This window comes from Bacteroides sp. RTP31139st1_H2_RTP31139_211217 (assembly GCF_040227615.1).
Classification (GTDB): domain Bacteria; phylum Bacteroidota; class Bacteroidia; order Bacteroidales; family Bacteroidaceae; genus Bacteroides; species Bacteroides uniformis.
The window spans coordinates 1-13,387 of record NZ_JBCNZM010000134.1; the positions used below are offsets into that span (position 1 = coordinate 1).

Here is a 13,387-nt window from a genome sequence, read left to right on the forward strand (position 1 = left end):
TACTGATATCGGTTATAAAAAGAAAAAGCGTCTAGCTAAATCAGGAAAAGACAGTCTGCTCTGTCTATAACCGTTATCCCCGGAGAAAAAATCTTGTTTCTTTGGGGATAATTCTTTTTTGTCCGGAGAGATTTTTTCAACCTATATCTATATCTTTGCGGCCACATTAGGTATGGAAAAGAATTCATTGAAATATACGGGTCTGTTGGCGTTTATCGTATGGGGTGCATTGTTGCTGATGCATCTGTTGCCAAGTATTACGATGGGTGGCCGTGTGCTGAGGCGTGTGGATATCTTGGGGGACGTGCGTCGTCCTTCCAAGCCGGTGAGTGAGCCGGACAGCCTGCTGCCTCCGCCCCCGAAGGTGAAGCCCGCCTTTGTGGACACCTGCCGTGCGGGCATGACGTGCATTGAAGATTACAGCGATTCTACCATGCGTGGCATGACGCGGTTCTATCAGGCGCTCGACGAGCTTGCCAAAGCACCCCGTCCGGTTCGTATCGCCTACTTCGGCGACTCCTTTATCGAAGCGGATATTCTGACGGCTGATTTACGCGAGATGCTTCAGCAGAAATATGGCGGTTGCGGAGTAGGTTTTGTCACCATTACGTCCATGACCAGTGGCTTCCGTCCTACAGTGCGTCATTCCTTCAGCGGATGGCAGAGTCATTCTGTCATGGACTCCGTGTTCTTTGACCGTAGCAAGCTGGGAGTCTCCGGACATTACTTTATTCCGAATACCGGTGCTTATGTGGAACTGCGGGGGCAGAAGAACTATGCCTCCCGTCTGGATACTTGCCAGCGTGCCAGTATTTTTTTCTATAACCGTGGCACAACCACCCTTTCTGTCCGCGTCAATCGTGGCGAAGCAACTACCGAGACTTTTGAGCCGATTGATGATTTGCAGGAGATGACGGTAGAGGGAAATATCGGTTCTGTCCGTTGGACGGTGGAAAGTGCGGACTCCACCTTGTTTTATGGCCTTGCCATGGACGGTACTTCCGGCATTGTGCTGGATAACTTCTCACTGCGTGGCAGCTCCGGCCTCTCCCTCCGTTCTGTTCCCGTGTGGATGATGCGCGAGTTCAACGAGCAGCGACCCTACGACCTGATAATCCTGCAATACGGCTTGAATGTGGCCACCGAGCGCGGACGCAATTACGATAGGTACATTGCAGGTATGCAGACAACGGTGGAACATCTCAAGGAAGCCTTTCCGCAAGCTGCCATCCTTGTGGTCAGCGTGGGCGACCGTGACTATAAGACCGAAGAAGGGGAGCTGCGTACCATGCCCGGTATCAAGAATCTGGTTCGTTATCAACAGAATTTGGCGGCGGATGAGGCTGTCGCTTTCTGGAACATGTTCGAGGCTATGGGTGGGGAAGGCAGTATGGCAGAGATGGTGCATGCCAAGCCGTCACTGGCCAATTATGATTATACGCACATCAACTTCCGTGGTGGAAAGTATCTTGCGGGATTGCTTTATGAGTCTTTGATTTATGGTAAGGAACAGTATGACAGAAGGAGGGCCTACTATGAAGAGGAGCCATAAGGAGGATTCACGATTGTACGATTTACGATGTACGATTTGCTGCGCGGTGCTGGTGCTGATTGCGGCGATAGGGCCGCTCCATGCACAAGATGTATTGCCGGGCAGCCTTTCGTGTCATGTCGGCGGAACGGATTGTGATACTCTCTGCCTCTATTCCCAACGTACGGATACGGTGTCTGTCCCTTTGATAACTTTTCCCGCCGCATTCCGGCAAATGAAGGAGAATGTACTTACCGACAGTCTGGGTATTCTTAATCCTTTCTGGGAGAAGTTGCGTCTGTCTCGGCTGGGCGCTTCCGCTGATACGCTTCGCATCGTACATGTGGGCGACAGCCATATACGCGGCCATATCTTCCCCCGTACCACCGGTGCGTTGATGCAGGACACTTTCGGGGCAGTCTCTTATACCGATGTAGGTATCAACGGTGCATTTTGTACTACTTTCACCCGTCTGGACCGTATTGCTGATATTGCGGCTCTGCATCCCGACCTGCTTATTCTTTCCTTCGGGACGAACGAAAGCCATAACCGCCGTTACAATACAATGCTGCACTATCGCCAGATGGACGACCTTGTACGCATGCTTCGCGAGAAACTGCCGAATGTACCGATGTTGATGACCACTCCTCCGGGCTCTTACGAGAGTTTCCGGCAGCGTCGCCGTCGTCGGACCTATAAGATTAATCCGCGTACTGCCGTTGCCGTGCAGACCATCCGCCGCTATGCCGATGAAAACGGATTGGCGGTATGGGACATGTACGAAATACTTGGCGGTACCCACCGTGCCTGCCTCAACTGGCAGGAAGCCGGATTGATGCGTCCGGACCATGTACACTATTTGCCGGACGGTTACCGCCTGCAAGGCGAGCTGTTCTACCAGGCCTTGTTAAAAGCTTATAACGATTATGTGGAATATTGACGAATTTTTATCCGGATTGAATATAGACTTGGACCGTTTGCGCGATGTCTTCACTTATGACCCGCAAGCCCCGATGATATTCAGCAGTGGTATTTTCCTCTGGCTGTTTGTCGCTTTTATATTGGTTTATCTGTTGTTGCAACGCCGGACGACGGCGCGTTTGCTGTTTGTCACCTTGTTTTCCTATTACTTCTATTATAAAAGTAGTGGCACTTATTTCTTCCTGCTTGGACTGGTGACGGTCTGTGACTTTTTCATTGCACGCTTGATGGCACGCGAGGCTATTCCCTGGCTACGTAAGGCATGGGTTGTGTTGAGTCTGTTCATCAATTTGGGATTGTTGTGTTACTTCAAGTACACCAATTTTCTGGGCGAAACTTTTGCCTCGCTGACGGGAGGCACGTTCACGACAATGGATATTTTCCTTCCGGTGGGCATCTCTTTTTTCACTTTTCAGTCGTTGAGCTATACGATAGATGTGTACCGTCGCCAGATAACGCCTCTGACCAGTTTGTTGGATTATGCTTTTTATGTTTCTTTCTTTCCCCAGTTGGTGGCGGGTCCTATTGTACGTGCCCGTGATTTCATTCCGCAAATCCGCCGCCCGCTGTTTGTCTCCAATGAGATGTTCGGACGTGGAATCTTCCTCATCGTGAGTGGGCTCTTCAAGAAAGCGGTTATATCGGACTATATCAGCGTTAACTTTGTAGAGCGTATTTTTGATAATCCTACTCTTTATTCGGGGGTGGAGAATCTGATGGGTGTTTATGGCTATGCCTTGCAGATTTATTGCGACTTCTCCGGTTACAGTGATATGGCTATCGGCATTGCCTTGTTGCTGGGCTTCCATTTCAATATCAATTTCGATTCCCCTTATAAGTCCGCTTCCATTACGGAATTTTGGAGGCGGTGGCATATTTCGCTTTCCAGCTGGTTGCGCGATTACCTTTATATTTCTTTGGGAGGCAACCGGAAGGGGAAAATCCGCCAATATGCCAATCTCATCATTACCATGTTCCTGGGCGGCTTGTGGCATGGCGCTTCGTGGAATTTTGTACTTTGGGGAATGATGCATGGCGTTGCGCTTGCAGCCCATAAGTTCTGGATGACGCTTACCGGGCGTAAGAAGGGGACGGAGAGCCATGGCATCCACCGCTTCTTCGGAGTGCTTGTCACTTTCCATTTTGTTTGTTTCTGCTGGATATTCTTCCGTAATGCGGAGTTCTCCACATCAATGGATATGCTGAAGCAGATATTCACTACTTTCCGTCCGCAACTCTTCCCGCAGCTGGTAGAGGGTTATTGGGAAGTGTTTGCACTGATGGCATTGGGCTATCTGCTGCATTTTGTGCCCGACAGTTGGGAACGTGCTTGCACAAAAACAGTAATCCGCCTCCCCTTGTTGGGAAAGGCGGTACTGATGCTTGCTGTAATCTATCTGGTCATTCAGATGAAAAGTTCGGAGATACAGCCGTTTATCTATTTCCAGTTCTGATTACTTCTTCTCGGTCGCTGTGGAGTCTGCCTGCTGTCGGAAGGGTTCCCGGTAGTTGAGCCCGTCTCTCCGGTAGAGGCCGATGAGTCCGGCCAGTCGGGTAGTGAAGTTTGTATAATCTTTCTTTTCCAGTTGTGTCCATTGTACTTCGGCAAGGGCGGCCATACGGGGGAGAACCATATACTCTACCTGTTCGCTGGTCGGGATGTATTCTGTCCAAAGGTTGGCTTGTGTGCCGAGTATGTGCTTGGCTTGTTCTTCGGTCAGTGAGGCGGTAGGATTCAGACTGTATACTTTCTCCAATGGGACAAAGCCTCCGATGGCAAATGGTTCGTGCCGGGTATCCTCACTTTGGTAATAATCAAAGTAGCAATAGTCATTGGGTGTCATTATCACGTCGTGTCCCAGTTGGGCCGCCTTGATTCCTCCTGCCGAGCCACGCCATGACATAACAGTTGCGTTGGGGGCGACGTCGCCTTCCAGAATCTCATCCCAGCCGATAATCTGGCGTCCTTTACTATTGAGGAGCTTTTCGATACGTGTCATACAATAGCTCTGCAGACGGTCTTCGGCAGTATGGTTCTTGTCGGCTTTCAATTTTTCGGTTCTGATACGTGCCTGGCATTTGGGACACTTTTCCCAACGGGTGCGGGGAGCTTCGTCACCGCCGATGTGGATGTATTTGGAAGGGAATATGTCAATGATTTCGGCCATGACATCTTCGAGGAACTGCATGGACTTTTCGTTGCCGATGCACAGCACATCTTCGAATACGCCCCAACGTGGGCACACTTCATACGGTCCACCGGTACATCCCATTTCGGGATAGGCGGCCAGTGCGGCAAGCATGTGTCCGGGCAGGTCTACTTCGGGGATGACCGTGATATAGCGCTCCCCGGCATATTTTACGATTTCTTTGGCTTGCTCCTGCGTATAGAAACCGCCATACCGGGTGTTGTCATACTCTTCGGTGTTCCGGCCGATAACGGTACGGTCGCGCCAGGCGCCAATTTCCGTCAGCTTGGGATACTTCTTTATTTCTATTCTCCAGCCTTGGTCTTCGGTGAGGTGCCAGTGGAAGGTATTCATATTGTGAAGTGCCAGCAAGTCTATGTATTTTTTTACGAACTCAATGGGAAAGAAGTGGCGGCCCACATCGAGGTGCATGCCCCGGTAGCTGAAGCGGGGTTCATCCTGGATGCTGCCGGCAGGCAATAGGATAGAGGTGGCTTTGGTTTCGGCGGGGATTGATTTACGCAGGGTTTGTATACCGTAGAACACCCCGTTCTCGGTCTGTCCGTTTAGGGTCACCCGGTCGGCTTTGACGGTCAGCACATAGCCTTCCCGGTTGCCGATGGCCGGATCCAGTCCCAATGTGATGGCGCCTTTGGGCGCTTCGCTCCCCGGGGCAAGGGCTTCTGTCTGGAGGGTGTGGCCGGTGGACTGGCTGATGTATTCGGCCAAAAACTCGGCATTGCGTTTCAAAAGTTCATTGTGTTCGGGGTAGGCGATGATGGTACCGTCATTCAGGTTGAAGGGGGATTCCTGACTCAAGGCAACCTCCTGGGGCAGGGGAATGACTTGATAGTTGGCTGTTGTTTCTACTCCGCATGAAGAGCAGGCCAGGATGAGAGTGCCTGCAAGGAGCATGTGTGTAAGTTTTCTCATGGTATTGAACTGATTAAATTAGTGTCTGACAAATATACTAAAAAAATACTAAAGAGGCAGAGGAGAAGGGGATAAATGCATGCTCATACCTCAGTTCTTCTTTGCTCTGTACTCCTTGGGTGACATTCCCGTGTGTTTCTTGAAATATCGTCCGAAGAAAGACTGGTCGGGAAAACGATATTTGTCGGCAATCTCTTTCAGTGACATGCCGGTGGATTGCAGTGCCATTTTCAGTTCCAATATCAGGTTTTCGTCAATGATTTCTTTGGCAGAATCTTCTGCCACTTGTTTGGTGATGGCAGATAGGTAGCGGGTCGAAATGCAGAGTTGGTCAGCATAAAAAGCGACATCCCGCTGGGTAGTACAGTACGTATGTACCAGATTTATGAACTTTTTGAACAATTCTTCTTTCCGGTTACTGCCATTGATTTGCTCTTCCGTAAAGTAACGTTGAACCTTGTCGTAGGTGTCGAGAAAGAAAATTTGCAGCAGGTTTTGTGCAATGGCTTCGCGATACAGATTTTCAGAATCGCGGTAGATGGCATTGCTTGCCGTGATGAGTCCTGTGATAGCACGAACCGGTTCGTCTTCGGTATGCGTATAGCATGCATTCTCCTTTATAAAATGTATGAAGGGCGGCTCTAAACGGAAGCATGCCGTCTTGAACATTGTCTCGGAATAGGCAAAGAAGTCCACCAGGAAATCTTTACTCGCACTTGTCAGTGAAATAATGGAACTTGGAAGCAGCGTAATGTGCGTATTGGGTACAATATGATATTTTCTTAAATCTATTGTGATAATTGCTTCTCCACGGGTGCAGAACATCAGTGCTCCATTGTTCATTTTCAGAAGACGTTCCCGGAAGAATTCCAGGTTGTCTGTTCCGGCTCTGAACGTTTCTTGTTTGGTAGTCAGTAATGGGTTCATATTTTAGATTGTTTATGATTTGCGGTCACAAAGGTACGAGTTCTTTTTGGATTGTTAAATAGCATGTTCCGAAAATGAACAGTCGTGTACCTCCAATGAAACAAAAGGTTGTTCAAAAACGGCATACCTTTGCTGCCGGCTTAAAAAATAAAAGATAAAGCCGGCGTATTATTTTTTTTAAGATAAAGAGTATGATAACAAAAAAGAGTATGATGAAACAGATGATGACCGTCATCTGTAGTGCAACACTGGCAGCCTGCGGCAGCGCGCCTGCCGTGCAACCCCAGTCGGAATATCAGGTGATGACTATTTCGACTACCGACAGAGAACTGCAGACAATCTATTCCGCAGCCATCCGCGGACGGCAGGACATCGACATCTATCCGCAGGTGTCTGGTACACTCACCAAACTTTGTGTGGAGGAAGGACAGACCGTGCGTCGGGGGCAAGTCTTGTTTATTATCGACCAGGTGCCCTATCTGGCAGCCTTGCGCACAGCAGAAGCCAATGTGGAAGCTGCCCGTGCCGGCGTGGCCACTTCGCAACTGACATATGACAGCAAGAAGGAGCTTTATGCCCAGAAGGTGATTTCCGAGTTTGACTTAAAGACTTCCTACAACAGCCTGCTGACAGCGAAAGCCCAGTTGGCCCAAGCCGAGGCGCAGCAGGTGAATGCCGCCAATAACCTCTCTTATACAGAAGTGAAGAGTCCGGCAGATGGAATGGTAGGTACGCTCCCTTATAGGGTGGGGACGTTGGTCAGCGCCAGTTTGCCCAAACCACTGACGACCGTATCCGATAATTCTAATATGTATGTCTATTTCTCCATGACAGAGAATCAGTTGCTTGACCTCACCCGCCGCTACGGCTCCAAGGATAAGGCGCTGGCAGAGATGGACTCTATCGAATTACAGCTCAATGACCGTTCTGTCTATCCGCAAGAAGGTAAGATAGAAACTATCAGTGGTGTAATTGATACCTCTACGGGTACAGTCAGTCTGCGTGCCGTGTTCCCCAATAAAGAGGGATTGCTGACCAGTGGCGGTTCGGGCAACGTCATCATCCCGGTACGGAAAGAGAACTGCATCGTTGTTCCCCAGAGTGCCACTTACGAAGTACAGGACAAGGTCTATGTATATAAGGTAGTTGACGGCAAGGCGCAATCAGTTCCCGTGCAAGTGATCCGTGTGAACGGAGGTCAGGAATATATCGTAGAGAGCGGCTTGAAAGTGGGGGACACAATTGTGGCCGAAGGTGTGGGTTTGCTGCGTGAAGGTACCTCCGTCCAACCCAAAACGAATGAATGATAATTTTTAACCGATAGAATATGAATCTTAGAACTTTTATAGAACGCCCCGTTTTTTCGGCAGTCATCTCCATTACGATTGTCATTCTGGGCATCATCGGATTGTTCACCTTGCCCGTTGAGCAATATCCCGACATTGCGCCGCCCACCATCATGGTGAGCACCACTTACTATGGTGCCAGTGCGGAAACCCTTCAGAAAAGTGTTATCGCTCCGTTGGAAGAGGCCATCAACGGTGTGGAGGACATGACTTACATGACTTCTACTGCCAGCAATGCAGGGTCGGTTTCCATTACTGTTTACTTCAAGCAGGGTACAGACCCGGACATGGCGGCGGTCAATGTGCAGAACCGTGTGTCCAAAGCCACGGGGCAGCTTCCTGCCGAAGTAACCCAGGTGGGTGTCACCACCAGCAAGCGGCAGACCAGTATCTTGCAGATGTTCTCTTTATATAGCCCTGATGACAGCTATGACGAAAACTTTCTTGCCAACTATATCAGTATCAACCTGAAGCCGCAGATTCTACGTATCTCCGGTGTGGGCGATATGATGATTATGGGTGGTGACTACAGTATGCGTATCTGGATGAAACCGGATGTCATGGCGCAGTACAAGCTGATACCTTCGGATGTGACGGCTGTGCTGGCAGAGCAGAATATCGAATCGGCCACCGGGTCGTTTGGTGAGAACTCGGATGAGACGTATCAATATACCATGAAATATACGGGACGCCTCATTACTCCTGAGGAGTTCGGCGACATCGTCATCCGTTCTACCGAAGACGGCGAGGTGCTGAAACTGAAGGACATCGCCGATATAGAGCTGGGTAAGGACAGTTATGCCTACAAAGGTACCATGGATGGACATCCCGGTATCTCCTGCATGGTGTTCCAGACCGCGGGGTCCAATGCCACGGAAGTGAACCGGCAGATTGACCGGCTCCTTGAAGAAGCACGCAAGGACTTGCCGAAAGGCGTGGAGCTTACCCAGATGATGTCCAGCAACGATTTCCTCTTCGCCTCTATCCACGAAGTGGTGAAAACGCTGATTGAGGCTATTATCCTGGTTATCCTGGTGGTTTATGTCTTTTTGCAAGACATCCGCTCTACGCTGATTCCGCTGGTAGGTATCGTTGTTTCACTGATTGGTACGTTTGCTTTCATGTCCGTTGCCGGATTCAGTATCAACCTGATTACGCTGTTTGCGCTGGTATTGGTGATTGGTACGGTGGTGGATGACGCCATTGTCGTGGTGGAGGCGGTGCAGGCACGGTTCGATGTGGGCTATAAGTCCTCCTATATGGCAAGTATCGATGCGATGAAGGGCATCAGCAACGCGGTTATCACTTCTTCACTGGTGTTTATGGCGGTGTTTATTCCGGTATCGTTCATGGGAGGGACTTCCGGTACGTTCTATACCCAGTTTGGGTTGACGATGGCGGTGGCCGTTGGTATTTCGGCGATTAATGCGCTGACACTCAGTCCCGCACTTTGTGCCTTGCTGCTGAAACCTTATATCAATGAGGATGGGACGGAGAAGAATAATTTTGCTTCGCGCTTCCGCAAGGCATTCAACACGGCTTTCGAGGCGGTGGTCGAGAAGTATAAGAAGATAGTGCTGCTGTTCATCAAGCGCCGCTGGCTGGGATGGTCGTTGCTGGCACTTTCGGTAGTGCTGCTGGTATTCCTGATGAATACCACCAAGACCGGACTGGTGCCCGACGAGGACCAAGGAACGTTGTTTGTCAACGTTAGCACCGCTCCGGGTAGCTCGCTCAAGACGACAAATGACATTATAGACCGCGTGGAGAAGCGTCTGGAAGACCTTCCTCAGAAATTGCACTTGCAGAAAGTTGCCGGTTACGGTCTGCTGTCCGGGCAGGGAAATTCTTTCGGTATGATTATCGTGAAGCTGAAACCTTGGGACGAGCGTACGGCAAAGGAAGACCAGGTGCAGGCAGTCGTCAACCAGATATACGCTCGCACGGCGGATATTAAGGATGCTACAGTCTTTGCCATTGCTCCGGGTATGATTCCGGGCTATGGTATGGGTAATGCGCTGGACTTGAATGTGCAGGACAAGCAGGGAGGGGATATGAACACCTTCTTCCAGACCACCCAGCAGTATCTGGCGGCACTGAACCAGCGTCCGGAAATTTCGATGGCATACTCCACGTTCGATGTACGCTATCCGCAGTGGACCGTCGAGGTGGATGCTTCCAAGTGCAAACGTGCCGGGATTACTCCCGACCAGGTGTTGTCCACACTGTCGGGCTATTATGGCGGGCAATATGTCTCCAACTTCAACCGTTTCTCCAAAGTTTACAAGGTAATGATTCAGGCCGACCCGAAGTTCCGTTTGGATGAGGCTTCACTGAACAATGCCTTTGTGCGCATGTCCAACGGTGAGATGGCTCCGTTGAGCCAGTTCGTTACACTGACCCGTTCCTACGGTGCCGAGTCCTTGAGCCGCTTCAACATGTTCAACTCCATTGCCGTGAATGCCATGCCTGCTGAGGGATACAGTACCGGTGACGCCATCCGTGCCGTACAAGAAACGGCGGAGATAGCCTTGCCGAAGGGATATGGCTATGACTTTGGTGGCATCACCCGCGAGGAAAGCCAGCAGAGTGGTACTACAGTCATCATCTTCGGTATCTGTATCTTGATGATTTACTTGATTCTGAGTGCGCTTTACGAGAGCTTTCTGATTCCGTTTGCCGTTATCCTGGCCGTTCCTGCGGGCCTGATGGGGTCGTTCCTTTTTGCCAGGATAGCCGGGTTGGAGAATAATATCTATTTGCAGACGGGACTTATCATGCTGATAGGTCTGTTGGCAAAGACCGCTATTCTGTTGACGGAGTATGCCGCCGAGCGCCGTAAAGCGGGAATGGGGCTGATTGCTTCTGCCGTCAGTGCGGCAAAGGCGCGTTTCCGTCCCATCCTGATGACGGTACTGACGATGATTTTCGGCCTTTTCCCCTTGGTGGTTGCCACGGGTGTCGGAGCCAACGGTAACCGTTCATTGGGTACGGGTGTTGTCGGTGGTATGTTCATCGGCACATTGGCGCTGCTGTTCATTGTTCCTGTCTTGTTCATCAGTTTCCAGTGGTTGCAGGAGCGGCTTCGTCCTGCCCAATCCGTCCCGACGAGCGACTGGCAGATTGAGGAAGAGATGAAAGTAAGCCGGAAGGAGATAGAAGAATCACATTAGTACATTATCGCGTAACTAACATAAAAAAATAATGAAGAAACAATTCATATTATTAGCTGTCGTCGGCTTGGTACTGACCAGTTGCGGCATCTATACCAAATACCAGCGCCCGGAGGACATCACGACCGATGGACTTTATGGACACGATTTGGATGGGCAAAGTCTGGATAGCCTGAGTCTGTTTGCGGCATCGGACACTGCCTCCATCGCTTCCCTTTCCTGGCGCGAGCTTTTTACGGACCCGCAATTACAGTCGCTTATCGAGCAAGCCTTGCAAGGCAACACCGACCTGCTTTCCGCCCGGCAACGTATCAAGGAGGCGGAAGCCACGCTGATGTCGGCCAAACTTTCGTACCTGCCTTCGTTTATGCTCACTCCGCAGGGTGGCGTCAGCAGTTTCGACAATTCCAAAGGCTCGTGGACCTATTCCGGCATTGCCTCGGCAAGTTGGGAAGTCGATATTTTTGGTAAGTTGACCAATGCCAAACGCCGTTCCAAAGCGCTCTACCTTCAAAGCTTGGAGTACGAACAAGCCGTTAACACTTCGCTGATAGCTAATGTGGCCAATTTGTACTACACCTTGCTGATACTCGACGAGCAATACCGCATTTCCGAAGAAACAGCCGCCAGTTGGCGCGAAAGTGTACGCACCATGCGAGCCATGATGGCTGCAGGTATGACGAACGAGGCGAGTGTCTCGCAATCCGAAGCCAACTGTCGTCAGGTAGAAGCTTCGCTGCTCGACCTCCGGCAGCAGGTAAAGGAAGTGGAGAACAGTCTCTCCATTCTGTTGGGCGATGTTCCGGGCACCATTGAGCGTGGCCGGTTGGCGGGGCAGGAGTTCCCGCAGGAACTTGCGGTGGGCGTACCTCTGCAACTGCTTTCCCGCCGTCCCGATGTGAAAAGTGCCGAACTCTCGCTGGCATCCGCTTTCTACAGCACCAATGCCGCCCGTTCTGCTTTCTACCCCTCCATCACCCTGAGCGGTACAGCTGGCTGGACCAACTCGGCAGGAAGCATGATTGTCAATCCAGGAAAACTACTCTTCTCTGCCATCGGCTCGCTGACACAACCCTTGTTCAACAAAGGGCTGAACGTGGCACAGCTCAAGATAGCCAAAGCACAGCAGGAAGAAGCCAGGCTCGCTTTTCAGCAAGCTTTGCTCAATGCCGGTAGCGAAGTGAACAATGCTCTGACCCAAGTGCAGGTAGCCCGTGGAAAGACGGAGCTCCGCGCAAGGCAGATAACTTCACTGGAAACTACCGTCTGCAGCACCCGGTTATTGATGCAATACGGCACTTCCACCTATTTGGAAGTGCTCACTGCCCAGCAGGGGCTACTCTCTGCCCAACTGACACAGGTAGCCGACCGCTTTGATGAAATACAAGGTATCATCAACCTCTATCAAGCCCTCGGTGGAGGGCGGGAGTAAAATATACTCTTTCTCATCTTCATTCTCTCGCCCCTCTATCAATCCGGCATTTCCTTTTTTTGTGGGAATCCGATGGTAGAGGGGCTTTCATATAAGCGGGCTATGGCAAAAAAACTACGGTTTCTTGCCGTCAAACCGGGACAAACTTTATAACTTTGCGGCATACGACATAAAAATCTATCTATTATGAACTGCAAATCCTTGTTTTTTCTGGTTGTTTTTTCCCTGACCCTTATATCAGGGGTGTTTGCTCAAAAGAAAGTTTCTATTCTTGGCGATTCCTATTCCACTTTTTACGGTCATGTCTCTCCTGCCGCCAATCTCTGCTGGTATGGAGTTCCCGGCGAAAAGAAAGAGAATGATGTGACAAAGGTGGAGGAAACCTGGTGGTACCGTTTCATCCATGAGCACGGCTTTCAGTTGGAACGCAACAATTCCTATTCCGGCTCTACCGTCTGTCATACCGGTTACGAGAAAGCTGATTACTCCGACCGTTCTTTTATCACCCGTATTCACAACCTCGGCACCCCCGACATAATCCTTGTTTTTGGCGGTACCAATGACAGTTGGGCAGGTGCTCCCATTGGCGCATACCAATATGATGGCTGGACGAAAGCCGATTTGTATAGCTTCCGTCCTGCCTTTTGCTATCTGCTTGCATCTCTCAAGCAGCTCTATCCTGCGGCCAGGATTTATAATATTACCAATTCTGAATTATCCGAAGAGGTAACTGATTCCATGGATGAAATTTGCCGGCACTATGGCATCGAGAATATTCGTTTGCACGACATTGATAAACAATGGGGGCATCCTTCTGTGCAAGGAATGCAGAGTATCGATGCTCAGGTTTGGGAGTCTGTCTCCCCGATATTGGA

At 50.3% G+C, this 13,387-nt stretch carries 9 protein-coding genes; 7 read left to right on the top strand and 2 right to left on the bottom strand.

All coding sequences use genetic code 11. The annotated features are described in order from the left end of the window. Positions 1-172 precede the first annotated feature (172 nt). The 3 genes from ABUA47_RS18145 to ABUA47_RS18155 are packed head-to-tail and all read left to right on the top strand — an operon-like array spanning position 173 to position 3,966. Positions 173-1,552, top strand: a complete 1,380-nt coding sequence (locus tag ABUA47_RS18145) for an SGNH/GDSL hydrolase family protein (protein ID WP_009037291.1) — start codon at positions 173-175, stop codon at positions 1,550-1,552. Then, complete coding sequence (locus ABUA47_RS18150; protein ID WP_035450367.1) at positions 1,515-2,471, top strand: SGNH/GDSL hydrolase family protein; 957 nt, start codon at positions 1,515-1,517, stop codon at positions 2,469-2,471. Before ABUA47_RS18145 ends, ABUA47_RS18150 begins: the two co-directional genes overlap by 38 nt. Next, positions 2,458-3,966: an MBOAT family O-acyltransferase gene (locus tag ABUA47_RS18155; RefSeq protein ID WP_057098260.1), complete on the top strand. Its 1,509-nt coding sequence runs from the start codon at positions 2,458-2,460 to the stop codon at positions 3,964-3,966. The genes ABUA47_RS18150 and ABUA47_RS18155 overlap by 14 nt, the downstream gene beginning before the upstream one ends. Here the strand turns inward: ABUA47_RS18155 and ABUA47_RS18160 are convergent, their stop codons facing one another. Both ABUA47_RS18160 and ABUA47_RS18165 read right to left on the bottom strand, forming a co-directional pair. Next, positions 3,967-5,634: a beta-N-acetylhexosaminidase gene (locus ABUA47_RS18160; RefSeq protein WP_005833489.1), complete on the bottom strand. Its 1,668-nt coding sequence runs from the start codon at positions 5,632-5,634 to the stop codon at positions 3,967-3,969. It abuts the gene before it with no gap. Positions 5,635-5,724: 90 nt separating this feature from the next. After that, positions 5,725-6,561 (bottom strand): helix-turn-helix domain-containing protein, encoded by an 837-nt coding sequence (locus tag ABUA47_RS18165; RefSeq protein WP_117588576.1) that lies wholly within the window; start codon positions 6,559-6,561, stop codon positions 5,725-5,727. Between the two features lie 191 nt (positions 6,562-6,752). On the opposite strand from ABUA47_RS18165, the gene ABUA47_RS18170 reads away from it, so the two are divergent. The 4 genes from ABUA47_RS18170 to ABUA47_RS18185 form a co-directional block, all read left to right on the top strand. Further along, a complete protein-coding gene (locus ABUA47_RS18170; RefSeq protein ID WP_035450361.1) occupies positions 6,753-7,868 on the top strand; it encodes an efflux RND transporter periplasmic adaptor subunit in 1,116 nt (371 codons plus the stop codon). A 20-nt stretch (positions 7,869-7,888) separates the two neighbouring features. Continuing rightward, positions 7,889-11,080 (top strand): efflux RND transporter permease subunit, encoded by a 3,192-nt coding sequence (locus tag ABUA47_RS18175; protein ID WP_005825618.1) that lies wholly within the window; start codon positions 7,889-7,891, stop codon positions 11,078-11,080. A 31-nt stretch (positions 11,081-11,111) separates the two neighbouring features. Next, complete coding sequence (locus ABUA47_RS18180; protein WP_035450360.1) at positions 11,112-12,512, top strand: TolC family protein; 1,401 nt, start codon at positions 11,112-11,114, stop codon at positions 12,510-12,512. Between the two features lie 186 nt (positions 12,513-12,698). Continuing rightward, a partial coding sequence (locus tag ABUA47_RS18185; protein WP_349831856.1) for an SGNH/GDSL hydrolase family protein occupies positions 12,699-13,387 on the top strand: 689 nt, incomplete at its 3' end.

What these genes read in the sequence shown, in the direction of transcription:
- ABUA47_RS18145 (WP_009037291.1), top strand. Translation starts at nt 173, where the DNA reads ATGGAAAAGAATTCATTGAAATATACGGGTCTGTTGGCGTTTATCGTA.
- ABUA47_RS18150 (WP_035450367.1), top strand. Translation starts at nt 1,515, where the DNA reads ATGACAGAAGGAGGGCCTACTATGAAGAGGAGCCATAAGGAGGATTCA.
- ABUA47_RS18155 (WP_057098260.1), top strand. Translation starts at nt 2,458, where the DNA reads ATGTGGAATATTGACGAATTTTTATCCGGATTGAATATAGACTTGGAC.
- ABUA47_RS18160 (WP_005833489.1), bottom strand. Translation starts at nt 5,634, where the DNA reads ATGAGAAAACTTACACACATGCTCCTTGCAGGCACTCTCATCCTGGCC.
- ABUA47_RS18165 (WP_117588576.1), bottom strand. Translation starts at nt 6,561, where the DNA reads ATGAACCCATTACTGACTACCAAACAAGAAACGTTCAGAGCCGGAACA.
- ABUA47_RS18170 (WP_035450361.1), top strand. Translation starts at nt 6,753, where the DNA reads ATGATAACAAAAAAGAGTATGATGAAACAGATGATGACCGTCATCTGT.
- ABUA47_RS18175 (WP_005825618.1), top strand. Translation starts at nt 7,889, where the DNA reads ATGAATCTTAGAACTTTTATAGAACGCCCCGTTTTTTCGGCAGTCATC.
- ABUA47_RS18180 (WP_035450360.1), top strand. Translation starts at nt 11,112, where the DNA reads ATGAAGAAACAATTCATATTATTAGCTGTCGTCGGCTTGGTACTGACC.